We start from the raw sequence: 26,288 nt of genomic DNA, 5'->3' as shown, positions 1-26,288 counted from the left end.
GGCGCGGCCCTCGCGTGCGCGGCCCCTACGCCGACGTGCCGCCCTGCGACCGCCCGTCCTGCCCGGTCCAGGCCGTGAACGGGTACTTGCCCGACGTCTGCGTCCGGGCGCTGCTCAGCTTGCCGTCCATGCCGAGCACCACGACGGTCGTCAGACCCCGCGCGTCCTGGGCGAGGCCCGGCGTGGCGCGGTACGTCACGCCGCCGCCCTGCCAGGGGCCGGGGCGTCCCGAGCCCTTCGACAGCCGCACCCGGCCCCGGGCGTCCCGGGCGGCGAGCACCACGTTCCGGCCGTCCTGGGCCAGTGCCACCCGGCCGTACCCGCCGATCGGCGGCAGGTCGGCGGTCATCCGCCAGGGGCCGTTCGCCGGGCGCTCGGCGACCATGACGCGCGCGGTGGAGGGCTGCCGGGTGACCAGCCGCATGCCGCCGCCCGGGAAGGCGGTCAGCGACAGCGGGCCGCTCGCGGTGGGCAGCCGGGTCGCCCCGGTGGGCTGCGGCGGCTCGCCCTCGTTCTCGGACATCCAGTGGTAGAGGGTCTTGCTGTCGGCGGCGACCACATGGATCCGGCCCTTGTCGTCCAGGGCGGCGTCCAGCCCGTCGAGGACCACCGGCGGCTGGTCCCCGTCCGACTCCAGGTGCTCCCAGTCGGTCCAGTCCGTGCCGTGCTCGCCGGTGCGGTACATCAGGCCGCCGGCCCAGTCGCGGACGAAGAGGAAGACCTTGCCGTCCTTGCCCGCGACGGTCACCGGGTAGCCGACCTCCATCGACCGCTCCGGATCGGCCTCGGGCGAGCCCAGGGACTCCCAGTTCCCGAAGGACGGGACGGCTCCCGGGCGGGGCTTGCCGTTCTGCCGGGCGGTGACGATCTCCCGGTGGTGCGGGGTGCCGCGGCTCGGCAGGACCGTGCGCACGGAGAACAGCTGGAGCGTGCCGTCCGCGTGCCGCAGGACCTCCACCTGCCCCTCCAGCATCGACCCGCCGATCTTGGCGGGTCCGGACCAGGCGCCGGTCCCGGGCCTGGTCTCGGTCCAGCAGTGCACGGCGCCGTCGAGGAGCGCGAACGCGGCGAGCCGGCCGTCGGGCAGCGGCTGCACCCAGCGCTGGGTGCCGGGTGCCCGGTAGCGGAGGTTGTTGGACCAGCGGACGTCCTTGGAGCGGGCGCCGACCTTGCGGTCGCCGCAGCCGGCGGGGTCACCGCAGTCCTTGCCGTCGGCCCAGCCGTAGATGTCGAGGAGCTTCACCTTGTGCCGGGTGGTGGCCGCGTCGAGGTTGGACGGCAGGAGGGAGACTTCGTAGCCGACGTAGTTCTCGACCGCCGTGGGGCGGCTGTGCCGGCGTCCCCAGTACTCGGCCAGCGCCGCCTGGGCGAAATGGGCGGAGGTGGTGTGGTCCTGGTGGTCGTAGTGGGATATGCCCTCCAGCTCGTGCGCCACCCCGGGGAACTGCTGCTGGATCGCCCGGTGCGTCGGGTTGGGGTCGAGGGTGCGGACGACCGTCGGCCGGTACCGGTCCAGCACCGCCACCAGCGAGTCGATGACGTGCTTGCGCTCGTACAGGTACGTGCGCTTGACCGGGCTGTGCGCCGGGACGAGCGTCGTCAGCTTCGGCGTGACCCCCAGCCACAGCCCGCGCAGGCTCTCCTTGCGCGGCACCCGGATGAACCGGGCCTCCACCAGCTCCAGGAAGATCAGTTGGACCTGCGGAGCGGCCTTGAGCGTGTGCAGCTCCGCCTGGAAGCCGGGGATCAGCTGCGTCGTCTCCACCCGCCAGGGGCTGAGCCAGTCGCCGGTGGCCATCTGGGCGGTCGCCTCGCGCAGGCCGTTGATGCGGGCGCGGACGAACTCCGGCCGCTTCATGGGCAGCTTCGGGTACCCGGGCGTCTGCGAAAGGGCGTTGCGGCCGTCCGACTCACCGCCGGTGAGGCACACGGTGACGGTCGGGGCGCCGCTCCGGATGGACTGCTCCAGCTCCGGGTTCATGAAGTACAGCGAGTCGTCGGGGTGCGCGATGATGTGGACGAACGACTCGGTCGTCACCACCTTCGCCGGCTGCACGGGGAACTCGTCCTCGTGCCCGCTGCCCTGCGCCGAACCGGGGGCCAGCCACTGCCAGGCCCCCACCGTGCCCGTTCCGACGACCAGACCCGCACCGCCGACCTGGAGAACCCGGCGGCGGGACAGTCGTGATATTCGCCCCGGCACAGGGGTCTCCCATCTCCTGCGCCCAAAGCGCGGTTGAGCAAACGCGGACATGTCGGACAAAGTCGAACCAACCCCCCTTAGTTGACCGTAAGATCTTACGACTCGCGGGGCGCGGTTTTCCGACTGTCGTGTAACAGCCGTGCTTCGGCGAACCATAGATTGCGATGCAATCGTGCGTCGTGAGCACGGGGAATGGCTGTGAGACGGCTGAAAGGCCGTGGGGTCGGTGCGGTGTCAGCGCGGCTCGCGGTCGTGCAGGATCCTCTGAAAGAGGTAGTGGTCTCGCCAGGCGCCGTCGATGTGCAGATAGTTCGGCGCGGTGCCGAACCGCTCGAAACCGCACTTCGCCAGGACGCGCTGCGAGGCGGCGTTGGCGATCACCGTGCCCGCCTCCACCCGGTGCATCCCGAGCTCGTCGGCCGCCGTCCGGCACACCGCCGTCACCGCGGCGGTGGCCAGCCCCCGGCCGGCCCGCCGGGCGGCGACCCAGTAACCGAGCGAGCCGCTCTGGAAGGCGCCCCGCACGATATTGCTCAGGTTGACGATGCCGACGATGCCCTCCCGCTCGTCATCGAGTACCCAGGGCACCATCCGCCCCTCCCGGCGCAGCGCCGTCAGCTCGCCCAGCCGGGCCGTCTGGCCCTCGGCGGTGAAGAACTCCGGGGCCCGGTGCGGCTCCCAGGGGCGCAGGTGATCGCGGTTCTCGGAGTAGGCCCGGGCCAGGCCGGCCGCGTCGTCGAGGGTCGCGAGGCGGAGGACGACGCCGGGCGCGACGGTGCGGGGTTCGATGATCATCCCCGTAGCGTAGGACGGTCCGGCGCGGGAGGGCGAACGGGCGTCCGTGCCCGCCACTCCGCGCCGCGCACCGTGCGCCACCCCCTACCCCGGTATCACTCCCGACTTGGCCCCGGAGGGTGACGCCCGCCCGGGTACCGCCTCCTTACCTTCCCCTCGCACCGCAACGGAACGAGGGAGAACGCCCGACATGCACCGCTTCAAGCGCACCCTGGCCGCCGTCGCGCTCACGACGACCGTGGTCGCGGGGACGGCGGGCTGGGCCGCCGCCCACCGGGAGGCCGCGGTCACCGGCCCGCCGCCCGGCACCGCCGCCTGGCGCGCGGACCACTCCCTCCACCGCACCCTGCCCGACCCGGCCACCGCCTCGCCCGCCGAGGTCGCCCGCTTCTTCGCCGCCCTCCCCGAGGACGCCCGGCAGCGGCTCGCGGACCGCCACCCCATGGTCGTCGGCAACCTGGACGGCGCCCCGCCGGCCCTGCGGTACGCGGCCAACCGCCGCGCCCTCGCCGCCGAGCGCGCCGAGCGGCTCCGGCAGGCGGCCGACACCTCCCTCCCGGAGTACGAGCGCGCGGAGGCCCGCGCCCTCGCCGACCGCTACCGGGAACTCCTCGCTCCCGGGCGGCGGATCCTCGCCTTCGACCCGCGCGGGCGCGGCCAGCTCGCCGAGGTGTACGGCGACCTGGCCGCCGCCCGGCGGACGGCCGTCGTCGTCCCCGGCTCCGACATCGACCTGTCCTCCTTCGACCGGCGCACCGACCCCTACGGCACCCCGGCCGGCATGGCCCGGTCCCTGCGCGCCGAGATGGCCCGGCAGTCGCCCGGCACCCCCACCGCCGTCATCGCCTGGGCCGGCTACACCACCCCCGTCGGCGTCGGCCCCGACGCCGCCACCGGCCGGCTCGCCGAAGCCGGCGCGCCCCGGCTCGACCGCTTCCTCGCCGGGCTGGCCGCCGCCGGGACCGCCGCGCCGGCCGTCTTCTGCCACAGCTACGGCTCGGTGGTCTGCGGCCTCGCCGCCCACGCCATCGGCCGCGGCGAGGCGACCGACCTCGTCGTCCTGGGCAGCCCGGGCGTCCGCGCCGGCTCCGCCGCCGGCCTGCGCACCACCGCCCGGGTCTGGGCCGTCCGCCGCAACGCCGACGACTGGATCGGGAACGTCCCCAACGTCGAGCTGTTCGGCCTCGGCCACGGCACCGACCCCACGTCCGCGGCCTTCGGCGCCCGTCCCGTCTCCTCGGCGGGCGCCCACGGTCACACCGGCTACTTCGCGCCCGGCACGGAGTCGCTGCGCCACTGCGCCGAGATCGCGCTGGGCGCCTACGACGCGGTCCGCTGAGGCGCGGTCCGCCGAGAGGAGCGGGAGCAACTGCCAAGAGTTCTTCGCAAAAATCTCTTTGCGAAGAACTCTTGGCGGTCTAGAGTCCCCACTCATGGCAGACGAGAGTGAACTCGCATGCGGCGGAAAGGGGTTGGCGCCCGACCCGGAGACGGACGTGGTCCTGGACGCCAAGGGCCTCCGCGCCCTCGCGCACCCCCTCCGCGTCCGGCTGGTCGGCCTGCTGCGCACCCACGGGCCGTCCACCGCCACCCGCCTCGCCCAGGACCTGGGCGTCGGGTCGGGCGTCACCAGCTACCACCTCCGGCAGCTCGCCGCCGCCGGGTTCGTGGCCGAGGACGGCGAGCGCGGCAACGCGCGGGAGCGCTGGTGGCGCGCGGCGCACGAGACGACGTGGCTCCGCGACAAGAGCCTCTACGACGAGGAGCCGGAGGCCGCCGCGGCGTTCCGCGGCTCCGTCGCCGGCATGCACGCGCTGCACACCCAAGTCGCCCTCGGCCGGGTGCCGTCCATGCCGCGGCCCTGGCGCGACGTCCTGGAGACGAGCGACTGGCTGCTGCGGCTCACGCCCGAGGAGACCGCCGAACTGTCGGCGGAACTGCGGGCGGTGCTGGCCCGGTACCGCCGCTGGGCGCCGGGGGCGGAGGGGGACGCGCCGGCGGACGCGGAACAGGTGAAGGTCGTGCTGCACGTGCTGCCCGACCCGGCGGCGGCCGACGGGCCGGCCGGGAAACCGGGGCGGACGTGACGGGCGTCCCCGCGACCCGGCCGGGCCGAGGCGTACGCCCCCTCGTCGGGGTGCTGGTCTCCACGGCCGTCGCCCTCACCGCCACCCGCGTCTCCGCCATCGCCCTGCCCTGGTTCGTGCTGGTCACCACCGGCAGCGCCACCCGCACCGGGCTCGTCGCCTTCTGCGAACTGGCCCCCTACGTCGTGGTGAAGGCTCTCACCGGACCGCTCGTGGACCGCGTCGGCCCCCGCGTCGTCTGCTGGACGGCCGACTCCCTCAGCGCGACCGCCGCCGCCCTGATCCCGCTCTGCCACACCCTCGGCGCGCTGCGGTTCTGGCTGCTGCTCGTCCTCGTCGCCGTGATCGGTGCCGTCCGCGGGCCGGGGGACCTGGCGCGGGACGTCATGGTCCCCGAGGCCGCCGACCGCGGCGGGCTGCGGCTGGAACGGGCCACCGGGCTCGCGGGCGTCGTCGAAAATCTCGCCGCGACCGTCGGACCCGCGGCCGGCGGCGCCCTCGTCGCCCTGACCGGTCCGCTGCCGGCGCTGCTCGCCACCGCCGGCTGCTTCGCCCTCGGCTCGGTGATCATCGCGCTGGTGCTGCCGCCCGGCATGGGACGCCCGGCCGCGCCCGGGAGCGCCGGCGACACCCCCGAACCCGGCGGCTACGGGCAGCGGCTGCGCGAGGGGTCCGTCTTCCTGCGCGGCGACCCGCTGCTGCTGGCCATCTGCGGCGTCGTCGGCGTCGGCAACTTCCTCGGCGCGGCCTTCGCCCAGGTCCTCGTCCCCGTCTGGGCCCGCGAGTCCGGCGGCGGACCGGCCGCCATCGGACTCGTCAACGGCCTCTTCGGCGTCACCGCCGTCCTCGGCGGCCTCACCGCCGCGGCCGTCGCCCACCGGCTCCGCCGCCGCCTGGTCTTCTTCACCGGCTACCTGCTCAGCGACTCCCCCCGCTACCTGGTCCTCGCCCTCGACGCACCGCTGTGGCTGGTGGCCGTCGTCTTCGCGACCGGCGGCCTCGGCGCGGGCTTCCTCAACCCCATCCTCAGCGCCGTCTCGTACGAGCGCGTCCCCCGCCACCTCATCGGCCGGGTCCGCGCCCTGACCGCCGCCCTCGCCTGGGCGGGCATCCCCTTCGGGGGGCTGGCGGCCGGCGCCCTGGTCGCCGCCGCCGGCCTGGCCCCGACGCTGCTGGCGGCGGGGGCGGCGCACGTCACGGCGGTGGTGACGGGCGGGACGCGGCGCGAGTGGAAGGAGATGGGGACGGGGAAGGGGAAGGGGACGCGGACGGGCGGGGAGCCCGGCCGCGAGAGCGCGCCCCCGCCGCGCTCGGTCGGCCGAGCCCCGTAGGCCGGGTGCGCCGCCGGGCGCGGGGCCCGGCGGGACGGTGAGCTCGGCGGCGTCGGCGCCTCTCCGCGCACCGGCACCCGGACCGGTACCCCGGCCGGGCCATGGGTGAGGACTCCCGCCGATCCGCACCCGGCGGGCGCCGATCCGCACCCGCCGGGCCGAGGCGCGTCGTCCGTCTATGCCTCCGCCTCCCGAAGCCCCGCCGGCGCTCCGGCGAGACCGGCGTGGCCGTCCTCGCCGTCGTCCCCCCGCGCCGTCGCCGTCTCCTCCGGGTCGTCACCGTCCCCCGCCCCCGCCGGCCCGAGCGCCATGTGCACTTGACGGGCGATACCGGCGATGGTGCCGTTGCCGCTGAGCAGCTCCATCGGGGGGATGCGGACGTCGAACATCTCCTGGAGCGTGGTGAAGAACTGGGTGCCCGTCAGCGAGTCCATGCCGTAGGCGTCGAGCCGGGTGTGCGGGTCGAGGCCGTCGGGGGAGACGCCCAGGGCGTCGGCGACCAGGCGGGTGAGGTCCTCGACGAGGTGGTCGAGCGCGGTCCCGGCGGGCATGCGGCGGAGGTCTTCGAGCCGCTGTTCGCGGGCGTCGTCGTCGGCCGCACCGGCGGGGACGAGCGCGCTGAGACGGGGACCGGCCGCCTGGGGCAGCAGGCCCGCGACGCGCGGCCACCGGTAGCGGCCGACGCCGACGACATCGGCGGTCGCGGGCAGGCGCTCGGCGACGGCGAACGCCCGCCGTGGCGGGAGCGGTTCGACCCCGAGCGCGGCGAGGCCGTCGAGGAGGCCGCCGCGGGCGGCGTGGCCGGTGCCGGAGAGGGCGCCCCAGGCGATGGCCAGGCCGGGGCGGCCCTCCCGGCGGCGCCGCCGGACCAGGGCCTCCACCGCGAGGTTCCCGGCCGCGTAGGCGGCCTGGGTGACGTTGCCGAGCAGGGCGGTGCCGGAGGAGTGGCACAGGAAGAGGTCGCAGTCCCGGTCGCGGGTGAGCGCGTCGAGGACGGCGGCCCCGGTCGCCTTCGGCGCCAGGACGGCGGCGGCCCGGGCCTCGTCCGGCTCGGTGAGCGGCGCGTCGTCGAAGTGCGCCGCGGCGTGGACGACACCGCGCAGCGGCCAGCCGGTGCGGTCGATCCGCCGGATCAGGTTCCGCATGGCCTTCACGGAGGTGACGTCGGCGGCGTGGGCGGTGGCCCGGACGCCGCGGGCCGCCAGCGCGGCCAGCACGGCCGCCGCCTCCGGGGCCGCCGCCCCGCGCCGGCTCACCAGGGCGATGTGCCGGGCGCCGCGCTCCGCGAGCCAGACCGCCGTGGCGGCGCCGAAGCCGCCGGTCCCGCCGGTGACGAGGTAGGTGCCGGCCGGGTCGGGCCGGGGCGGGGCCGCGGCCGGCTCGGCGGGGACGGGCTCGTCCTCGGGGTCGAAGGTGACGATGACCTTCCCGATGTGCCGGGAGTGCTGGAGGAGGCGGAACGCCTCGTGGACCCGGGCGGCGGGGAAGACGCTGTGCGGCAGGCCGTGGTACTCGCCGTCGCCCAGTTCCGCGCTCAGCGCCTCGTCGATCAGCCGCGCGCAGAAGTCCCGGTCGGGGAGGAGCGCGGAGATGTCGACGGCGAAGAAGGCGGTGTTGTTCTGGAAGGGGCGCAGGGGCAGGGGCTTGTTCTCGTGGATGTCGCGCTTTCCCAGTTCCACGAACCGGCCGCCGGGGCGCAGGAGTTCGAGGCCGCGGACCATGGCCTCGCCCGCGAGGGAGTTGAGGACCACATCGACGCCCCGGCCGTCGGTGAGAGCGCGGACCCGGTCGGCGAAGTCGAGGGCGCGGGAGTCCAGGACGTCCTCGACCCCCAGGGAGCGCAGGACGGAACGTTTGACTCCGCTGCCGGCGGTGGCGATGGGGCGCGCCCCCACACGCGAGGCGTAGCGCAGGGCGGCCAGCCCGACCCCTCCGGCGGCGCCGTGGACCAGCAGCGTCTCGCCCGGGCGCAGCCGGGCCAGGTGGCCCAGCCCGTAGTGGACGGTGACGAAGGCGATCGTCCCGGTGGCGCCCTCGGCGAAGGTGAGGCCGTCGGGCAGGCGCATGAGCCAGTGGACCGGCGTGACCGTGTGCGTCCCCAGGCAGGAGGGCGCGATGCCGACGACCCGGTCACCCGGCCGGAAGCCGGTCACGCCGGGGCCGCAGGCGGTGACGGTGCCGGCGCACTCGACGCCCGGGCCGCGTTCGGAGGGCGTGCCCTCGGTGAACTCGCCCGGGAGCAGTCCCGTGGTCTGCATGACGTCCCGGTAGTTCAGCCCGACGGCGCGCACGGCCACCGCCACTTCCCCGGGGCCGGGCCGCACGGGTTCCGTCTCCGCCCAGGACAGCCGGTAGTTCAGCCCGGGGTCGCGCACCCGCAGGCGGAACGCGGCGCCGTCCGGCCGCACCCGCACGGCGGCCGTACCCGGCCGTTCCCTGGGCACGAACCGGCCCCCGGCGGTGAGCACGACCTCGTCCTCCCCGTCGGGCGCGAGGAGTTCGCGGGCCAGGCGCCCGGCGTCGGCGGCCGGGTCGCCGGTGCGGGCCAGGGCGATCCGGCGGGTGTGCAGGCCCGGGTGCTCGTTGGCGAGGGTACGGGCGGCGCCCCAGAGGGCGGCGGCGGCCGGGTCGGCGTCCCGCCCGGGGCCCGGGAGCGCGTCGTGCGGGTGGGTGACCAGCCACAGCCGGGGCTCCCGGCCGGCGGTCCGGTGACCGCAGGCGGCGGCCAGGGCGCCGAGCGCGGCGATCGTCCGGGCGGCGTGGGCGGCCGGGGCGCCCGGACCGGTGCCGGCCGTGCGGCCGAGGAGCAGGACGACGTCCGACGCCCCTGCGTCGAGCAGGCCGGTCCACTCCCGCGGCGTGGTGGCCACGCGGCCGGTGGGCACCGGGGGTGCGCCCGGGTGGGTGAGGGCCGCGGCGAGGGCGTCCCTCAGCGTGTCCTCCCTCCGGTCATCGGCCAGGAGGAGGAACGCCCCTTCCGGGGGCGCGGCGGGCGGCCGCCACGGCAGGGGCTCGGTCAGGGGCTCGGCGTGGGGCGCGGCGCCCAGCAGGACCGTGTACCCGTCGGTGCCGGTGCGGGCGACACCGGTGAACCCGGCGCGCCGCAGCGCCTCCGGCCAGGCGTCGCCGTCCGGGGGCGGGCGGAGCACGGGGCCGGGGCCGTCGCCCGGCCCGTACAGGAGGTCGCGCAGCCCGGTGTCGTGCGCGAGGGAGGTGACCAGGTGCCCGCCGGGCGCCAGGAGGGCGGCCGCCTGGCGGAGGACGGCGTCCGGGGCGGGGTGGTCGCCCGGCCGGTCGTCGACGACGACGTCGTACGCGTGGGCGGGAGCGCCGGCCGGCGGGTCCGCCGTCTCGACGAGCTCGACGAGCTCGACGAGGCCGTCGTGGCCCAGGGCCGCCAGCCGGGCGGGCAGCGCGGCGCGGGCGGCCGGCGGCACGCCGGTGAGGTGGTAGCGGACGCGGTCGGGCGGCAGGACCGGGAGCAGCGCGAGGGCGGTCGTCCCGTCGCCGGTGTCGAGGACGCGCAACGGCCGGTCGGGCGGCCAGAGTTCGACGATCCGGGCGAACAGGGCGCGGAGCAGCCGGTACCGGCGGCGGTCCGCGGGCAGCGCCCCGCGCACCTGGTCGGCGGTGGCCACCAGGTCCGCGGGCGGGGCGTCCGGGGTGGCCGTCCAGTACCGGTCCGCCGTGGCGGCCAGGGCGAGGGCGGTGCCGAAGGCCGGGTCGGCGGCCAGGCAGCGGTGGGCGGCCTCGGCGGTGTCGTGGGCCTCGGCGGTCAGCCGGTGGCGGCCGTCGCCGAGGGCCTCGGCGGTGCCGTGCCGGTGTGCCAGGCCGAGGACGCGCAGGGCCCAGGCCCGGTGTCCGTTCGGCGCGTCGGGGCCGAGCAGGTCGGCCACGGCGAACGGCGCCCGGGCGTCGGGCAGGAGGCGGGCGAGGGCGTTGGCGTGGTGCCGGGCGGCGAACGCGTCCATGGCGTCCCGGGCACGGCGTTCGCGGTCGGGGCGGAGCGGTGGTTCCGGCGGGCGGAGGCCGTCGAGGATCCGCCGCGGCGCGGGCAGGGGCGAGGCGGTGCGGGGCTCTCCGGGCCGGGGGGGCCGCGCGCACGACGGTGTGGTGGACGGTGACCGGGGTGCCGCCGGTGGCGGCCGTCCGGCGCAGCCGGCAGCCTTCCGCGCGGACCGTGACGTTGCCGTCCGGATCGGTGAGGGTGAGGTCCCACCGGACCTCCTCTTCGGTGCGGCAATGCTCCCGCACCCACACGAACCCGGTGGCGGACGGGGTGTCCCACACCCGGACCGCCGCGATGGAGGCGGGCAGGAACACCTGCCCGGCGTCGAGCCGGTCGGCGAGCAACTGCACACCCGCCTGCAACGCGCCGTCGAGCACGGCCGGGTGGACGACGAACGGCGCGCCGGGCGCCTCGTGCCGGTAGGCGGCCAGCACTTCGGCGGGGCCGGTGCTCAGCCCGGTGAGCACCTGGAAGGCGGGCCCGTACTCCAGTCCGGTCGCGGCCCGGTCCCGGTAGTAGTCGTCCGTGGCGACGTGCTCCGGGCAGCGCGCGCGGACCGCGGCCGGGTCCACCGGGGCCGGGCGGGGAGCGGTCAGGACGCGGACCCGGGCGGTGGCGTGGACGCGCGGCGGGTCGCCGGGCCGTGCGGTGCTCGCGATGGTCACCGTGCCGTCGTCCGGGCGCAGCGACGTCTGGAGGCCGACCTCGCCGGGGTCGTCCCAGGGCACCACGAGCCCGCCGCGGATGAGGAGGTGTCCGGCTTCGAGGGGCCCGTCGTCCAGGGTGCGGCGGCCGGCCGCCAGGGCCATCTCGACGTACCCGGTGGCGGGCATCAGGACGGCCCCCTGGAGGCGGTGATCGCGCAGCCAGGGCACCAGCACCGGCTCGACGGGTCCGTGCCACTGCGGGTGCGGGGCCGGCATGCGCTCGCCGAGCAGGGGGTGGTCCAGTGTCCCGTCGCCGCTGGTGCGCAGCCACGCCCGCGGGCCGCCCGTCCAGTGGCGCCGGTGCTCCCAGGGGTAGGCCGGCAGGTCCACGACCCGTCCGGGCCGGAAGGCGGGGCCCGCGGCGCCGGCGCCGGCGGCGATCAGCGCGGCCACGGCCGTGGACAGGGCCCGCGGCCCGTCCTCGTCGCGGCGCAGGGTGGGCAGCACCACCGCGGGGGCCCGGCGGTCCCCTCCGGTGCTTCTGCGCAGGTAGCCGCCCAGCACGGGGTGGGGGCCGAGCTCCAGGAAGACGTCGGCGCCGTCCTCGCGGGCGAGTGCCGCCGCGTCGGCGAAGCGCACGGGCCGGCGGATGTTGTGCCACCAGTAGTGGGCGTCCAGTTCCGTGCCGCGCAGTTGCGTGCCGGTCACGGTGGAGTAGAAGGGGACGGCGGCGGGGGAGGGGGCGAGCCCGGCGAGCGCGCGGGCCAGCGGCGCCTCGCAGTCGTCCATGGCGGGACTGTGGAAGGCGTGGTCGAGGTCCAGCTCCTGGAAGAACACCCCCCGGGCGCGCAGGTGTTCGCCGAGGGCGGCCAGGCCGTCGGCGGGGCCGGCGACGGTGACGTCCCGCGGGCTGTTGATCCCGGCGAGCACCACGGTGTCCCCGTACCGGGCGAGGACGTCCGCCGCCTCCTCGGCGGACAGCCCGACGGCGGCCATGCGGCCGCGGCCGCGCGTCGGGGCCTGGACGGCGGAGCGTTCGGCGATGACCCGTGCGGCCCGCTCGGTGTCGAGGACGCCGGCCGCGTGTGCGGCGGCCACCTCGCCGACGCTGTGCCCGGGGACGGCGGAGGGCGTGATCCCGTGCGCGCGCAGGACGGCGGTGATCCCCGATTGGACGGCGAGCAGGAGCGGCTGGGCGTATTCCGTGGCCTCCAGGCGCCAGGAATCGGGCGGCCGGGTCAGGACCTCGGCGACGGACCAGCCCAGGCACGGCGCCAGGTGGGCGTCCAACTCGTCCACCGCGTCCCGGAAGGCCGCCTCGCGGGCGTACGGACCGCTGCCCATGCCGGGCCACTGGGAGCCGTTGCCCGCGTACACGAACGCCACCCGGCCCCCGGCGGCCCTCCCGACGGCTCCCCCCGGGCCGTCCGGCGCGGGCCCGTCCGCCGCCAGCGCGCGCAGCCCGCGCGCGGCCTCGCGCGCGCCGGCGGCCAGGACGACCGCGCGATGCTCGTGCCGGCCGCGCCGCCAGAGGGTGCCCGCGACATCGGGGAACTCCCGCTCCGCGCAGGTGTCGAGGCGGTCCGCGAGCCGCGTGGCCGCCCGGCCGAGCGCCCGGGCGGAGCGGGCGGAGACCAGCACCGGCAGCGGGCGGCCCGGGGACGGCGGGTCCGGCTCCGGCGCGGGGTCGGGCGCGGCGACGAGGAGGTGCGCGTTGGCCCCGCCGAACCCGAAGGAGTTGACGCCCACGACCGCGCGCCCGGACGCGGCCACCGGGACGCGCGCGGTGACCGGGCGCAGCCCCAGGCCCGTGAAGTCGATGGCGGGGTTGAGCGGTTCGGCGTGCGGGGCGGCGGGCACCGCGCGGTGGCGCAGCACCAGCAGGGCCTTGCAGAGCCCGGCCATTCCCGCGGCGGGCTCCAGGTGGCCGAGGTTGGCCTTCACCGATCCGACGGGCAGGTCCCCGGTGATCCGGCGCATGCCCAGGGCCCGTCCGATGGCGGTCGCCTCGATGGGGTCGCCGACCGGCGTGCCGGTGCCGTGGGCCTCGAAGTAGACGAGTTCGTCGGGGTCCACGCCCGTCTCGGCGCAGACGCGGCGCAGCAGGTCCTCCTGTGCTTCGGCGCTGGGCAGGAACACGCCCGGGGTGCGGCCGTCGCAGTTGGTGCCGGTGCCGAGGATCACCCCGTGGACCCGGTCGCCGTCGGCACGGGCGTCCGCCAGGGGCTTGAGGAGCACCATGACGCCGCCCTCGGCGCGGACGAAACCGTCGGCGTCGGCCGAGAAGGCCGCGCACCTGCCGCGCGCGGAGAGCATGGACGCCTGCGAGAAGCCCAGGAACTGCTGCGGGTTGAGCAACACGTTGACGCCGCCGCACAGGGCCGTGCGGCAGGAGCCGTCCCGCAGGGCCCGGCAGGCGCGGTCCAGGGCGACCAGCGCCGAGGAGCAGGCGGTGTCGACGGACATGCTGGGGCCGCGCAGGTCGAAGGCGTGGGACACGCGGTTGGCGGCGAGGGACAGCGCGCCGCCGACCATGGTGTAGGGGGTGATCTCGCGCGGCGCCGGCATGAGCGCGTACGAGCCGTCGGAGACGCCGACGAAGACGGCGGTGTCCGTGCCGGCCAACCGGGCCGGGTCGACGGCGGCGTCGTCCAGCGCCTCGGCGGTCAGTTCCAGGAGCAGCCGGTGCTGGGGGTCCATGGCGGCGGCTTCCTTGGGCGCGATGCCGAAGTAGGCCGCGTCGAAGCCCGCGATGTCGTCCAGGAATCCGCCGGCGGCCGTGTAGCTCTTGCCGGTCCGGGGGCCGCTGATGTCGACGAACCGGGCGGTGTCGAACCGGTCCGCCGGTACTGTCGTGATCATGTCACGCTCTTCTTCGAGGGCCGTCCACAGCTCCGGCAGGCCGCCGATGCCGCCCGGCAGCCGGCAGGAGACCCCGATGATGGCGACGGCCCCGTCCGGAGCCCCTCGTCCGTCCGCTGCCAAGTCCACGGCCCCTCCCCTCATCGCCCCTCATCGCCCCTGATCGACCGCCGCCGGGCCGCCCGCCGGTGTACACGCCGTCTGTGAGCGGGGAGGCCGGCGGCCGGCGGGCTCATGTCATTTCTTCGCCTGAAAACACGCGCTAAGCGGCCCGGTATGGGTATTCACTCGTCCAGGTGAATTCCGGCCAAGAGGGCTTTCCTGATGGGCATTTGAGGAGGTCAATGCGGCGCTGAGGGCCCGTCGGATCCATCGGTGGGCCCCTCGCCGGCCGTTCCCCGGTGGCGACCTCACCCACCGGACGCGCCGGCCCCGGAACACCCGGACCGCCGGAGGGACGTCGCCCATGCCTGTACTCGTCACCGGCGCCACGGGATTCCTCGGCAGCAGACTCGTCCACCACCTCCTGGGCCAGGACGACGACACCCCCGTCACCGTCCTCGGCCGCGACGCCCCGGACGCGCTGCTCGACCGTGTTCGCGCGGCCGTCGCCTGGCTCGACGTCAACGGCGCGCTCCGGCCCGGGGCTTACGACCGGTTGCGCGGTCTGTCCGCCGACCTCGCCGGCGCCGGGCCGCTCCCGGACGCCGCGGTCGCCGCCGCCCCCACCGCCGTCTGGCACTGCGCCGCCGCGACCGCCCTGTACGGGGACCCCCTGCCCGTCCACCGCGTCAACGTCCTCGGCACCCGCCGCGTCCTGGAACTGGCCGACCGCGTACCGGCGGCCCGCCTCGCCCACGTCAGCACCGCCTACGTCGCCGGCCGCCGCACCCACGGAGCGGTCCGGGAGACGGACCTGTGCGACGCGGCCGGATTCCACAACGCCTACGAGCAGAGCAAGTTCACCGCCGAGCGGATGGTCCGGCACTGGGCCCGCGCCCGCGGCCGTACCGTCACCGTCCTGCGGCCGAGCGTCCTCCTCGACGACCGTCCCGCCCCCGAGGGACTGCCGCCGCATCCCTTCGCCGTCCTCTCCCGGACCCTGCGCGCGACCCTGGACCAACGTGCGGCGCGCACCCCCGCCGCGTCGCACCTCCGGGGCGGAACACCCCCGGGAACGCTGCGGTTCCGTCTCCAGGGGGCCCCGGACGGATCGCTCAACCTCCTCCAGGCCGACTGGGCGGTCCGGGCCATGGTCCGCGCCGTCACCGCCCATCGCGGGCCCGGTGTGCTCACCGTGCACGTCACCCACCCGGACAACACACCGGTGCGTGCCATCGCCCGGGCGCTGGAAGCGGTCCACCCCGGCGTGTCCCTCGACATCGCGCCGCGGATCGCCGACCCCACCAGGCTGGAGGCGCACGTCATACGGGAGTTCGGCCCCCTGCTGGGGTACGGCGGTCAGCATCGCACGTATGAGCGCACCCATCTGGCGGCGTGCGTCGGCGACTTGCCGGCTCCCCGGCCCGTCGACGGCCCCTACCTCGAACGGGCCCTGGCGGTCGCCCGGCCGTAGGCGCCGGCGTCACCGCCCATCGCCCGGCCCGGCCGCCGCGCACAGCTCGCGCACCGCCTCGGCGAGCCGTCGCGGCAGGCCGTCCACCCCGCCGTATCCCGCGCGCGCCGTGAAGGCGACACAGAACTCACCGCCGTAGTCCATGACCGCGACGGCCAGCGGGTGGCCCGCGGGCAGGAACGTCAGCGGCACCACGTGGTCCACCCGCCAGCCCGGCAGCCTGATCCTCCCCTGCGGCCCCGGCACATGCGTCGCGAGCAGGGAGCTCCCCCACGGACGGAGACCGCGTCGCAACGTCCACGCCGCCACGGCATCGGGACACCAGCGCAGCAGCCGCTCCGTCTCCGGGCGTGCCGCCACCCGCCGTACCGTGCGCATGCGCGCCGCCACAGCGCACAACCGGCGTACGGGGTCGGGCTCCCCGGCGGGCAGCCGCACCCGCGCCCCGACGAACCGGTTGCCGTCCTCCGGCCCGTGCGCGTCCGCCCGCAGCGTCACCGGCACCAGCGCCGTCACCGTGCGCGGCACCCGGCCGCCCCCGTCCCGTGCCCCCAAGGCGCCCGCCAGGCAGGCGAGGACGACGTCGTTGGGGCCGGCGCCGAAGGCGGACATCACCGGGCGCAGCAGCGCGGTACGGAGGAACGCCCAGTGGTGCAGCAGCGGTTCGTCCGGACCCCGCTCCCGGACCACCGCCAGCCGTGCCGCCGGCGGGACGCCGACGGCGACGTCGGCCAGCAGGAGTGCCGCCCGGCACACGCCCCACCCGCTCGCCGTCCGCCGGCCGGCCCCCGCGAGCGGAGCGGGCTCCGGCCGCGGGCTGTGACCGGAGCCGGCGAGGGCCCGGACGATGAGGGCGGTGACCGCACTGCCGCCCACCCCGTCCAGCAGACCGTGCCGGACCCGTGGCACCAGCGCGAACGCCCCCGGGGCGTATCCCGTCACCAGCCACAGGTCCGCACCCGTGTCCGGCAGCGGTGCCACCGCCAGCCGTCCCAGCACGGCGCGCAACCCCCGCTCGCCCGAGCCCCGTCCGGCCTCCGTCTCGAAGACGTGCCGGTCCAGGACGGCCGTCGTCTCGGCCTCCGCGGGCGCCAGCGCGGGCATCAAGCGGGCGGCCAGGCGCACCATCTCGCGCAGCTCCGCCCGGGATGGCGGCAGCCCGGCGCAGAGGAACGCCTGGGCCATGACCAGCGGATCGGCCGGGTACCGCCGTTCGTAGGCGGACCACGCCCGGGCCCAGAAATCGTCCCGCCCCGGACGCGGGCCGGCGGCCGCCGTGGCCTCGGGGACGGGGGGCTCGGGCACGGGACACCCCCTTCCCGGGGACGCGGAGGTACTCCGGAAGTGTTCCCCCTCCCGCCGCCCCGCAGACGGCACGGCGGCACCTCCGTCCACCCGTCGGCCGCGGTGGTCCGGGGGCCGGCGGGCCCGTGGTGTGCGCGCCCTCGCCGGCCGGGCCGTCGGCCTCGGCCGGCGACGCCCGCGCACCGCCGTGAACCGGCGGCTCGGGAAGGCGCGGGAGGGCGCGGGAGGCCGCGCGGCGGCAGAGCTTCGCCTGCCACAGGGGGCGGCACGACGAGGAGGTCCGGTCGTTGCCGGCGCCGGAGCGGCGGGGGCCGAGCGGGCGTCCCGGCGGCCGGGACGGGACGTGCCCGCCCCCGTCCGCCGCGTCAGCCCGCCCCCGCCGCCCCCGCCGCGAAGATCCGCTCCAGGTGGTGGTCCACCGTGCGCCGTACGTCGGTCAGGCTCCGGCGCCCGTGCAGCACGTCGATGCTCAGCCCGATGACGCCGGAGACCAGCAGGTCGGCCTCGCGCCGCGGGTCGGCCGGCGGCAGGCCGGCGGAGCCGGCGGGCAGCCGGGCGATGAGCGCGGTGACCAGGTCCTCCAGGGGCTGGGCGTCGTGCAGGAAGACCTCGGCGAGCGCCGGGTCGGTGAGGCTGCGCGCGTAGTACGCGGCGTGGACGCGCAGGGCGACGCGGCGCCATTCGTCCAGCGGCAGGAACTCGTCGAGGACGGCCCGCAGCAGCGCCCGCGGGTCGGACGGCCGGCGCAGGGCCCGCACCCGGGCGTCGGCCTGCCGCGCGCTCTCCTCGTGCAGCATGCGCAGCGCGGCCACGAGCAGTTCGTGCTTGCTGTCGAAGTGGTACTGGACGACGCGCAGGGACACCCCGGCCTCGGCGGCGATCTCCCGCATGCTCGCCGCGTGCAGCCCCCGCCCGGCGGCGACCCGCCACACCGCCTCGGCGATCTGCCGCCGCCGCCCGGACGGGACGGCCGACGGCGGGATCTCCGGCGCGGGCGGCGGAGGGTCCTTCCGGCGCCGGTAGGCCCGGGCCTGGCAGCCCCGCGAACAGTACACGGGCGGCCGGCCCCGCCCGGCCGGCGCCAGCGGGGCGCGGCACACGCGGCAGACCGGCGCCTGCTTTTCGTCACGCATGCGCCCAGGATAGCCGCAAGAAAGTGTGACGTTACGGCAGAACGGCCTGCGGATTCCGGCTTTTCCTGCCCTGCCTGTGGTTACGCTCGTAACGTTCTTGTGGGAAGAAACGCGACACAGCGGGAGCGATGATGGACGAGGCCGGGTACCGGCTGGGCATGGTGGTGGCGTTCACGCTGGGCCTCTGGGAAGGGGTGATCGCGATCGTCTACCGCGCGTTCACCGACAAGGGGCCCGGCGTGATGACGGCGGTCAACTACCTTCCGAGCCCGTGGTGTTACGTGGCCGGCGCGGCGGTCGTCGTGGCCGCCGCCGTCATCGTCGAGGCGCTTGACCGGGGCCGCAAGCGGCTTCCGGCGCGGCGGGACGCCTGAGCGGCCCGCCGGGCGGTCGTTCCGGCGGTCGTCTCGGGTGGTGCCCCGCCCCACGCGTCGTACGTGGGCCGGGACACCACCCGTCCCCCCCCCTCGGGCCGGATGGTCGGTGGGTCAGCGCAGGCGCCGGACGCGCAGGACGTGGTCCACGCGGAACCCCGCCTCGCCGTCCGGCCCGGTCGCCTCCGTCCGCAGCGACTCCCGGACCTCGACGTGCCAGTCCGGCGACGGCAGGCCCATGGCCGCGAGGAGTTCGCCGGCGGTGGGGAAGCGGACGTCCGCGTGGGCCTGACGCTTCCAGGACGGGCTCTGGGCGTGGCCCACGAAGAGCAGGACACCGCCGGGAGCCACCGCCGCCGCGGCGGACCGGACGATCCGCTCGACCGGCAACTCCAGGGGGGAGTGCAGGAACTGGAGGGAGACGAGGTCGTGACCGCCCTCGGGGCCCTCGGGGAACGACTCGCCCAGGTCGTGCCGCCGCCAGTCGATCCGGTCCGCGACCCCCGCCTCGGCGGCGTGCGCGGCGCCCCGCTCCAGCGCGGTCGCCGAGACGTCGACGGCGGTGACCTCCCAGCCCCGCGCGGCGAGCCAGATCGCGTCCGCCCCCTCGCCGCATCCGAGGTCCAGCGCGGTGCCCGGCGCGAGCCCGGCCGCCTCCCGGACCAGCAGCGGGTTGGGCCGCCCGCTCCACACGCGGTCGTCGCGCCCGTAGAACTCCTCCCAGAAGACCTCGGGAGCGGGCTTCGGCCGGGTGTCCGTCATACGGGGTCTTCCTCACTCTGCTCACCGCGTCACCGCGGTGCCGGCGCCTCCGTGGCGCCCGCGTGCCACCATGCTCGGCGCCCGCCGGGCCACCGGGCAAACCTTGTTGCGGAAACCGCAAACTGTCCGTTCCCAGGGCGCCGCGCCGGCCGTCCGGCCGCGCCGCGTCCCGGCTTCCGGCGTGCGCGTCATCCACGGCAGGCAGGCAGGCAGGCAGGGCAGGGCAGGGCAGGCTCCCGTGACCGGGAGCCAGGCCGCCGTCGCACCCTCCGTCGTGTGGTGACCCCCGCGCAGACAGGCGACCGCCACCGGGAGGACGCGGCGGTGTGCGGCGCGGCCGGACCACGCACCCGGCCCGATCCGCGCGGTGCCGTGCGGCCCGTCGGCGGCGGAGGGCGTCTCGTTCCATACGTTTCGCCTCTGAGCGGTATCCGCAGCAGCTCTTGGACGTATGGCCACGGGGATCGCCATCGTGGGGGCATGCAGACCACGACGCGTCCCGTCACCTCCGGCAGCCCCACCGATCTCCACGGTCTCACCGGCCCCGTCTTCCGCCCCGGCGATCCCGGCTACGCCGAGGAGGCCGCGGGCTTCCAGACCGGCTACGTCCACCGGCCGGACCTGATCGTCGGGGCCGCGCACGCCGAGGACGTCCGGCGGACCGTCCGGTACGCGGCCCGGAACGGCCTCCCGGTGGCGGTGCAGGCGACCGGGCACGGGCGTTCCGTACCCGCCGACGGCGTACTGGTCAGCACCCGCCGGATGACGGAGATCGCCGTCGACCCCGCCGCGCGGACCGTCCGGTTCGGGGCCGGGGTGCGCTGGGGCGCCGTCGTCGAGGAGGCCGCCCGCTACGGGCTCGCCCCGCTCAACGGCTCGGCGCCGTCCGTCGGCGCGGTCGGCTACCACCTCGGGGGCGGCATCGGGCTGCTCGCCCGCCGGTACGGCTACGCCGCCGACCACGTCCGCGCCGTCGAACTCGTCACCGCCGACGGCCGGCGCCGGCGCACCGTCCCCGGCGACGACCTCTTCGCGGCCGTGCTCGGCACCGACGGCAACTTCGGCGTCGTCACCGCCATGGAGACGGCCCTCTTCCCGGTCCGCACCGTCTACGGCGGCCAGCTCGTCTTCGACACCGCCCTGGCCGGCACGGTCCTGGAGACCTGGCGCGCCTGGACCGCCGGCGTGCCCGAGGAGCTGACCTCCGTCGTCTCCCTGATCCCGTTCCCCGACATCCCCGAGCTGCCCGCCCCGCTGCGCGGCCGGTACGTCGCCACCGTCCGGATCGCCTTCGAGGGGTCCGCCGAGGAGGGCGAGCGCCTCGTCGCCCCGCTGCGCGCGGTGGGCGCCCGGATCAGCGACGACCTGCGGGAGATGCCGTACCGCGAGACGGCCGCCATCCACCGCGACCCCGAGGAGCCGCACGCGTACGCCTCCGTCGGCGTCATGCTCCGCGACCTGCCCGCGCGGGGCGCCCGCGCCCTGCTCGCGGCCGCCGGCCCCGACTCGCCCGTCCCCTGCGTGCTGAGCGTCCGCCACCTGGGCGGCGCCCTGCGCAGGCCGGGCCCGGCCGGGATCGCGGTCGACCACCGGGACACCGAGTTCCTCGTCCAGGCCATCGCCGAGTACCGCCCCGAGGGCACCGGCGGCGGGGGAGACGCCGCGACGCGCGCACGGCACGGCCTGCTCCGCGCGTCCCTCCTGCCCTGGACCCTCGGCCAGAACCCCAACTTCCCGCACGGCGACGGCCCCTACGCCGACGAGCGGCGGGTCCGCGAGATCCACGCGCCCCTCACCCGCAAGCGGCTCGCCGCCCTCAAGGCCGTCCACGACCCCGCCAACATGTTCCGCTTCAACCGCAATCTGCGCCCCGAGTGAGGGCCGCCGGGAGCCGTCGCGGCCACCCGCTGCCGGGCCGCGGCGGCGCCTGGTAACTTCTGGGAAGTTGATCATCCGCATACCGTTCGCCTGTCGTTCGGGTGTGCGGGCGTCGACCGTTCAGTTCCGTACGGATCCCCGACTCCCCAGTCCGAAGGACGCAGCCTTGCTCCGCCGTTTACACCGCCTCACCCGCCGCGCGACGGTTCCCGCCATCCTCCTCGCCCTCCTGCCGGCCGGCCCGGCGCTCGCCGCCGGGGACGCGCCCGGCGCCCCGCACCTCGACGCCGTCGAGCGGACCCTGCGCCAGGTGTCCCCCGGCCTGGAGGGCGACGTCTGGCAGCGCACCGAGGGCAACAGGCTCGACGCCTCCGCCGCCGACCCCACCGACTGGCTGCTGCAGACCCCCGGCTGCTGGGGCGACGCCGGCTGCGCGGAACGCCCCGGCACCAAGCGGCTGCTCGCCAAGATGACCGAGAACATCTCCCGGGCGCGGCGCACGGTCGACATCTCCACCCTCGCGCCGTTCCCCGACGGCGCCTTCCAGGACGCCATCGCGGCCGGCCTCAAGGCGTCGGTGGCCGCGGGCAACAAGCCCCGCGTCCGCGTCCTCGTCGGCGCCGCCCCGCTGTACCACATCAACGTGCGCCCCTCGGCCTACCTGGACGACCTCCGCGCGCGGCTCGGCACCGCGGCCGGCGCCGTCACGCTGAACGTGGCCTCGATGACCACCTCCAAGACCGCCTTCTCCTGGAACCACTCCAAACTCCTGGTGGTGGACGGCGAGTCGGCGATCAACGGCGGCATCAACGACTGGAAGAACGACTACGTCGACACCACCCACCCGGTGACCGACGTCGACCTGGCCCTGACCGGCCCCGCGGCCTCCACCGCCGGCCGCTACCTGGACACCCTCTGGGGCTGGACCTGCGGCAACAAGGGCAACGTCGCCAGCGTCTGGTACGCCGCCTCCGACGGCGCGTCCTGCATGGCCGACCTGGAGAAGGACGCCAACCCGAAGCCCGCGGGACCCACCGGCAACGTCCCGGTGATCGCCGTGGGCGGCCTGGGTGTGGGCATCAAGGACCGGGACGCCTCCTCCGCGTACCGGCCGGAACTGCCGTCCGCCCCGGACACCAAGTGCGTCGTCGGCCTGCACGACAACACCAACGCCGACCGCGACTACGACACCGTCAACCCGGAGGAGAGCGCCCTGCGCGCGCTGGTCGGCAGCGCGGAGAAGCACGTCGAGATCTCCCAGCAGGACCTCAACGCCACCTGCCCGCCCATCGCCAAGTACGACATCCGGCTCTACGACGCCCTGGCGAAGAAGATCGCGTCGGGCGTGAAGGTCCGCATCGTCGTCAGCGACCCCGCCAACCGCGGCACCGTCGGCAGCGGCGGCTACTCGCAGATCAAGTCCCTGACGGAGATCAGCGACGTCCTCCGCAACCGGCTCGCCCTCGTCACCGGCGGCCCGGACCAGGCGAAGAACGCCCTGTGCTCCAACGTCCAGCTCGCGAGCTTCCGGAGCGCGAAGAGCGCCAAGTGGGCCGACGGGCACGCCTACCCGCTGCACCACAAGCTGGTGTCCGTGGACGGCTCGGCGTTCTACGTCGGGTCGAAGAACCTCTACCCCTCCTGGCTCCAGGACTTCGGCTACATCGTCGAGGACCGGACGGCCGCCGGGCAGCTCGACGAGAAGCTGCTGGCGCCCGAGTGGAAGTACGCCCAGGACACGGCGATCGTCGACTACGAGCGCGGTGTCTGCGCGCTCTGACGCCCGCGCCGTGCACCGAGGGGCCCCGGTCTTCCGCCGGGGCCCCTCGTCGTACAACACGCCTTTCGCGCACTCCAGTTCGCTGTGCGAACGGCAGGCCGTGCCCACCCCTCACCCGTTCGTGGCGCGATTTCCCGTCGCGCGCGGCGGGGTGCGACCATGCGCTCCTCCCGAACCGCATCAGTGAGCCATCCTGGAGTTTTCATGCCACGACATGGGGGAAGCGCGGCCCGCCGCTGGGCAGCGGTGCCGGCCGTCGCCCTCTCGGCCGGCGCGGCCCTGGCCGTCGCCCTCCCGACCGCGACCCACGCCGCCGACGGCCCCACCGGCATCGGCGCCAAGGGCGCGTTCCTGCTCGACAGCGGTGCCGGAAAGGCGCTGTGGAGCAAGGCGGCCGACGCCCGGCGGCCGATCGCCAGCACCACCAAGATCATGACGGCGGTGGTGGCCCTCGACGGGCACCCCGCCGACCTCGACAAGCAGGTCACCGTCAAGCAGTCCTACCGCGACTACGTCACCCGCCACGGAGCCAGCACCGCCGACCTCAGGACCGGCGACAGGCTGACCGTGCGGCAGCTCCTCTACGCCCTGATGCTGCCCTCCGGCTGCGACGCCGCCTACGCCCTGGCGGACTCCCTCGGCAGCGGGCCCGACGAGGCCGCGCGGACCAAGTCGTTCGTCGCCAGGATGAACGCCAAGGCCGCCGCGCTGGGACTGCGGAACACGAAGTTCGACTCGTTCGACGGCATCACCGCGGGCGGCGGCTACTCCACCCCCCGCGACCTGGCCGCGCTCGCCCGGCACGCGCTGCGGAACAGCACGTTCACCACGGTCACCAAGGCGCTGAGCACCCAGCAGAAGGCGCTCAACGTCAACCGCCGGTACACCTGGTACAACACCAACAAGCTGCTCGGCTCGTACGAGGGCGTGTTCGGCGTCAAGACCGGCTCCACCCGCGCCTCGGGCCCCTGCCTGGTCTTCTCGGCCCGGCGGGACGGCCGGACGGTCGTCGGGGTCGTCCTCGACGACGCGGCGAGCCGCTACCCGGACGCCGCGAAGATGCTGGACTACGCGTACCACACGCGCACCCCGCTGACGCTGCGCCGGCTCCCCCCGGCGGCGCACGAGGACTGAGCGCGCCCGGAACGGCGAGCGGGCCGGCGTCCCCGAGGGGAGCCGGCCCGCTTCTCAGTGTTCCCCGCCGGTGCGCGGCGCGGGCAGCGGGGCCCGCGCCACCCCGGCGCGTCCCCGCACCCCGAGGTGCTCCACCGGATGGCAGTAGTCCAGACCGGTCAGCGGCTCCCCGCCGAAGAAGCGCAGCAGCAGGTCGACGATCTCGGTGGGACGCTCCAGGTGGACGAGGTGGTCCGCGTCCTTGAGCACTGTGAACAGGGCGTCGGCGCACCGGGCCGACACCTCGCGGCTGAGCGCCGGAGTGGTCAGCGGGTCGTGCTCGCCCGTCGTCACCAGCACCGGGATCTCCACCGTGGGGCCGCCGGGCGGCTCGGCGTGGTCCAGCAACCGCCGCGAGTTCTCCCGGTACTTGTCCACGCCCTCGGTGGTCAGCTTGTTCAGGGCCTGGGTGAGGCAGCGGATGACGACCGGCCGGCGCGCGACCGTGATCCGGGGGTCCCGGCAGACCATGGTGCCGATGACCTGGTCCACGAACTCCGCGTGGCTGCCCCGCTCCAGCATCCGGATGGTGAGCTCCACCTTGGCCCGCACATGGTCCGTCAGCTGGGCCATGGTGCCCACCAGGGCCAGCCGCTCGGCCCGCCCGGGGTTCCGGCGCGCCCACTCGTGGGCCACCGCGCTCCCGTAGGACGCGCCCACCACGTTGACCGGATAGGGGGCGATCTTCGAGAGGAACAGGTCGAGGGCGCCGGCGAGGAAGTCGATGCCGTGGTGGGCGGGGAGGCGGTCGGAGGTGCCCCAGCCCGGCAGGTCCACGGTGATGACGCTGGCGGACTCCAGGAGCATCCGCTCCAGCCTCCCCCAGCCGCCCTGGTGCTGGAAGGCGCCGCCGACCAGGACGATGGGCGCGATCCGCGGCTCCGGGTGGTGGACGATCCGGCCGCTGTACCCGAAACCGCCGTAGGTAAGCGGAATGACCTCTTCCGAGAGTGCGGTAGGCGTCATCAGAGCCGGTCTCCGTTTCACGATCGTCGCCGCGCGGTGGGGGAGCGTCCCCGTGGTCCGCGCGGCCGGGATCTCGTGGGGTGCCATCACCGAGGGAATGAGTGGGGAATGGGTGCCTTCACCAGAGGAACGAGAGCCGATGGAGGACGTTACTCCTGACGGGCGTCCCGGGGCCGGTGCGACCCGGCCGGTCACCGGCCCAGCGCGAGGATCTCCTCGCGCAGCAGGGCGGCGAGCCGGCCGGCGAGCGCGCGGCGGCCGTGATCGGTGATCACGGCGAGCGTCGCGCCCGTCGTGTCCCGCGTCATGGTCAGCGCCAGCGGGTGCCCCGGGCTCAGCGGCGGCAGCAGCGACAGCCCCGTCAGCCGGGCCGCGCCCAGCGCCAGCGGCCCGGTGCGCTCCGCCAGGCTGCTGCACAGCACCGAGGCGTACAGCGGGGAGTCCACATAGCGGCCGAGCGCGTCGGTGACGGGCCCGTGCCGCCGGGGCGACGCCGCCACCGCGCGCGCCTGCGCCCGGGCCCGCTCGCGCATCGCCGCCCGCCGGGTGAAGCCGTCCACCACGGCCAGCCGCCGCCCTGGCCCGCCGGTCACCGGCAGCGGGACGCGGACGGTCGCGTAGTGGTTGCCGAGCGCCGCCGCCTCCCCGGCCGGACGCACGTCCACGGGCACCATCGCGCAGACGCCCGGCAGGAACGGCAGCCGCCCGGTCGCCTCCGCCGTCCGCAGCGCCCCGGCCGCGCCCGCCAGGAACACGGCGTTGGCGGACGCGCGCCCCGACGGCAGCCCGTCCCTGGCCGCGTCCAGCTCGGCGCCGGTGACGCGGCGCCAGGCGACCGCCCGGCGGGCGTCCACCGGACCGTGGAACGGCAGCGGCCGCGCCCGGGGAAGCAGGTCGGACAGGGCGTGCAGCGGCCGGCGGCGCGGCGCCGGGACGGGCGCGCCGGCCGGCCCGGGGGCGGCCGGCGGGCCGTCGAGCAACTCCCGGACCAGGGCCAGCAGCGACCGGCCGTCGAGGAGCGCGTGATGGGCCCGGAGCAGCAGCGCGAACCCGTCCTCGCCGCTCTCGCCCGGGAGCAGGTGCAGCCGCCACGGCGGCCGCTCCGGGCCGAGCGGCCGCGCCAGCAGCCGTGCGACGTGCTCCTCCGGCGGCCCGTCCGGCTCGGCGACGACGTGCCGGACGAGGTCCGGCCACGCCCCGGACGTCCACCGCGGCCACGCCGGATGCTCCGCGTCCCCGACAGCGAGCCGCAGCCGGCCGTACCCCGGCCAGCGCTTCTCGACGAGCGACCGCAGGACGTCCGGCCCGGGCGCGGGCCCCGCGAAGCGGGCGAGCAGCGCCACGGTCATACAGACGGCCCCGCTGCTCTGGTGCCGGTGCAGCCAGGCGTCGAGCGGCGGCATCGCG

At 76.1% G+C, this 26,288-nt stretch carries 17 protein-coding genes; 8 read left to right on the top strand and 9 right to left on the bottom strand.

Annotated elements, in window-relative coordinates:
- Positions 1 to 25 precede the first annotated feature (25 nt).
- Together K7I03_RS01955 and K7I03_RS01950 are read right to left on the bottom strand one after the other, a co-directional pair.
- Entirely contained in the window at positions 26 to 2,203 is a 2,178-nt protein-coding gene (locus tag K7I03_RS01955; RefSeq protein WP_185945583.1) for a PIG-L family deacetylase, read from the bottom strand.
- A gap of 234 nt (positions 2,204 to 2,437) precedes the next feature.
- Entirely contained in the window at positions 2,438 to 2,998 is a 561-nt protein-coding gene (locus K7I03_RS01950; protein ID WP_185945582.1) for a GNAT family N-acetyltransferase, read from the bottom strand.
- A gap of 190 nt (positions 2,999 to 3,188) precedes the next feature.
- Here K7I03_RS01950 and K7I03_RS01945 point away from each other — a divergent pair, with 190 nt between their 5' ends.
- The 3 genes from K7I03_RS01945 (at position 3,189) to K7I03_RS01935 (ending at position 6,416) form a co-directional block, all read left to right on the top strand.
- Positions 3,189 to 4,337 carry an alpha/beta hydrolase gene (locus tag K7I03_RS01945; RefSeq protein ID WP_185945581.1) on the top strand — a complete coding sequence of 383 codons (1,149 nt, stop codon included), beginning with the start codon at positions 3,189 to 3,191 and terminating at the stop codon, positions 4,335 to 4,337.
- Positions 4,338 to 4,431: 94 nt separating this feature from the next.
- A complete protein-coding gene (locus K7I03_RS01940) occupies positions 4,432 to 5,085 on the top strand; it encodes a winged helix-turn-helix domain-containing protein (RefSeq protein WP_185945580.1) in 654 nt (217 codons plus the stop codon).
- Positions 5,082 to 6,416 carry an MFS transporter gene (locus K7I03_RS01935; protein ID WP_185945579.1) on the top strand — a complete coding sequence of 445 codons (1,335 nt, stop codon included), beginning with the start codon at positions 5,082 to 5,084 and terminating at the stop codon, positions 6,414 to 6,416. Before K7I03_RS01940 ends, K7I03_RS01935 begins: the two co-directional genes overlap by 4 nt.
- Positions 6,417 to 6,592: 176 nt before the next feature.
- Here the strand turns inward: K7I03_RS01935 and K7I03_RS01930 are convergent, their stop codons facing one another.
- Entirely contained in the window at positions 6,593 to 8,719 is a 2,127-nt protein-coding gene (locus tag K7I03_RS01930; RefSeq protein WP_398858453.1) for an SDR family NAD(P)-dependent oxidoreductase, read from the bottom strand.
- A 646-nt stretch (positions 8,720 to 9,365) separates the two neighbouring features.
- Entirely contained in the window at positions 9,366 to 14,063 is a 4,698-nt protein-coding gene (locus tag K7I03_RS01925) for a type I polyketide synthase (protein ID WP_224346818.1), read from the bottom strand.
- 337 nt (positions 14,064 to 14,400) lie between these two features.
- On the opposite strand from K7I03_RS01925, the gene K7I03_RS01920 reads away from it, so the two are divergent.
- A complete protein-coding gene (locus K7I03_RS01920) occupies positions 14,401 to 15,510 on the top strand; it encodes an SDR family oxidoreductase (protein ID WP_185945577.1) in 1,110 nt (369 codons plus the stop codon).
- Positions 15,511 to 15,519: 9 nt separating this feature from the next.
- Here K7I03_RS01920 and K7I03_RS01915 read toward each other — a convergent pair whose 3' ends face one another.
- On the bottom strand, positions 15,520 to 16,815 hold the full coding sequence (locus K7I03_RS01915; RefSeq protein ID WP_185945576.1) for a WS/DGAT domain-containing protein: 1,296 nt from the start codon (positions 16,813 to 16,815) through the stop codon (positions 15,520 to 15,522).
- 365 nt (positions 16,816 to 17,180) lie between these two features.
- Complete coding sequence (locus tag K7I03_RS01910) at positions 17,181 to 17,948, bottom strand: TetR/AcrR family transcriptional regulator (RefSeq protein ID WP_185945575.1); 768 nt, start codon at positions 17,946 to 17,948, stop codon at positions 17,181 to 17,183.
- 128 nt (positions 17,949 to 18,076) lie between these two features.
- On the opposite strand from K7I03_RS01910, the gene K7I03_RS01905 reads away from it, so the two are divergent.
- Positions 18,077 to 18,322 (top strand): hypothetical protein, encoded by a 246-nt coding sequence (locus K7I03_RS01905; protein WP_185945574.1) that lies wholly within the window; start codon positions 18,077 to 18,079, stop codon positions 18,320 to 18,322.
- Positions 18,323 to 18,436: 114 nt separating this feature from the next.
- Here the strand turns inward: K7I03_RS01905 and K7I03_RS01900 are convergent, their stop codons facing one another.
- Positions 18,437 to 19,084 (bottom strand): class I SAM-dependent methyltransferase, encoded by a 648-nt coding sequence (locus K7I03_RS01900; RefSeq protein WP_185945573.1) that lies wholly within the window; start codon positions 19,082 to 19,084, stop codon positions 18,437 to 18,439.
- Between the two features lie 480 nt (positions 19,085 to 19,564).
- Here K7I03_RS01900 and K7I03_RS01895 point away from each other — a divergent pair, with 480 nt between their 5' ends.
- The 3 genes from K7I03_RS01895 (at position 19,565) to K7I03_RS01885 (ending at position 23,876) form a co-directional block, all read left to right on the top strand.
- Positions 19,565 to 20,962 carry an FAD-binding oxidoreductase gene (locus K7I03_RS01895; protein ID WP_185945572.1) on the top strand — a complete coding sequence of 466 codons (1,398 nt, stop codon included), beginning with the start codon at positions 19,565 to 19,567 and terminating at the stop codon, positions 20,960 to 20,962.
- A gap of 166 nt (positions 20,963 to 21,128) precedes the next feature.
- Positions 21,129 to 22,742, top strand: a complete 1,614-nt coding sequence (locus tag K7I03_RS01890; RefSeq protein WP_185945571.1) for a phospholipase D-like domain-containing protein — start codon at positions 21,129 to 21,131, stop codon at positions 22,740 to 22,742.
- Positions 22,743 to 22,946: 204 nt separating this feature from the next.
- Complete coding sequence (locus K7I03_RS01885) at positions 22,947 to 23,876, top strand: D-alanyl-D-alanine carboxypeptidase family protein (RefSeq protein WP_185945570.1); 930 nt, start codon at positions 22,947 to 22,949, stop codon at positions 23,874 to 23,876.
- Between the two features lie 54 nt (positions 23,877 to 23,930).
- Here the strand turns inward: K7I03_RS01885 and K7I03_RS01880 are convergent, their stop codons facing one another.
- Both K7I03_RS01880 and K7I03_RS01875 read right to left on the bottom strand, forming a co-directional pair.
- Complete coding sequence (locus K7I03_RS01880; protein ID WP_185945569.1) at positions 23,931 to 24,881, bottom strand: alpha/beta fold hydrolase; 951 nt, start codon at positions 24,879 to 24,881, stop codon at positions 23,931 to 23,933.
- Between the two features lie 191 nt (positions 24,882 to 25,072).
- Positions 25,073 to 26,284 carry a wax ester/triacylglycerol synthase domain-containing protein gene (locus tag K7I03_RS01875; RefSeq protein ID WP_185945568.1) on the bottom strand — a complete coding sequence of 404 codons (1,212 nt, stop codon included), beginning with the start codon at positions 26,282 to 26,284 and terminating at the stop codon, positions 25,073 to 25,075.
- Positions 26,285 to 26,288: the final 4 nt, after the last annotated feature.

This window comes from Streptomyces mobaraensis (assembly GCF_020099395.1).
Classification (GTDB): Bacteria; Actinomycetota; Actinomycetes; order Streptomycetales; family Streptomycetaceae; genus Streptomyces.
The sequence above is the reverse complement of the archived record's forward strand: the minus strand, read 5'-3'. Positions and strand labels throughout refer to the sequence as shown.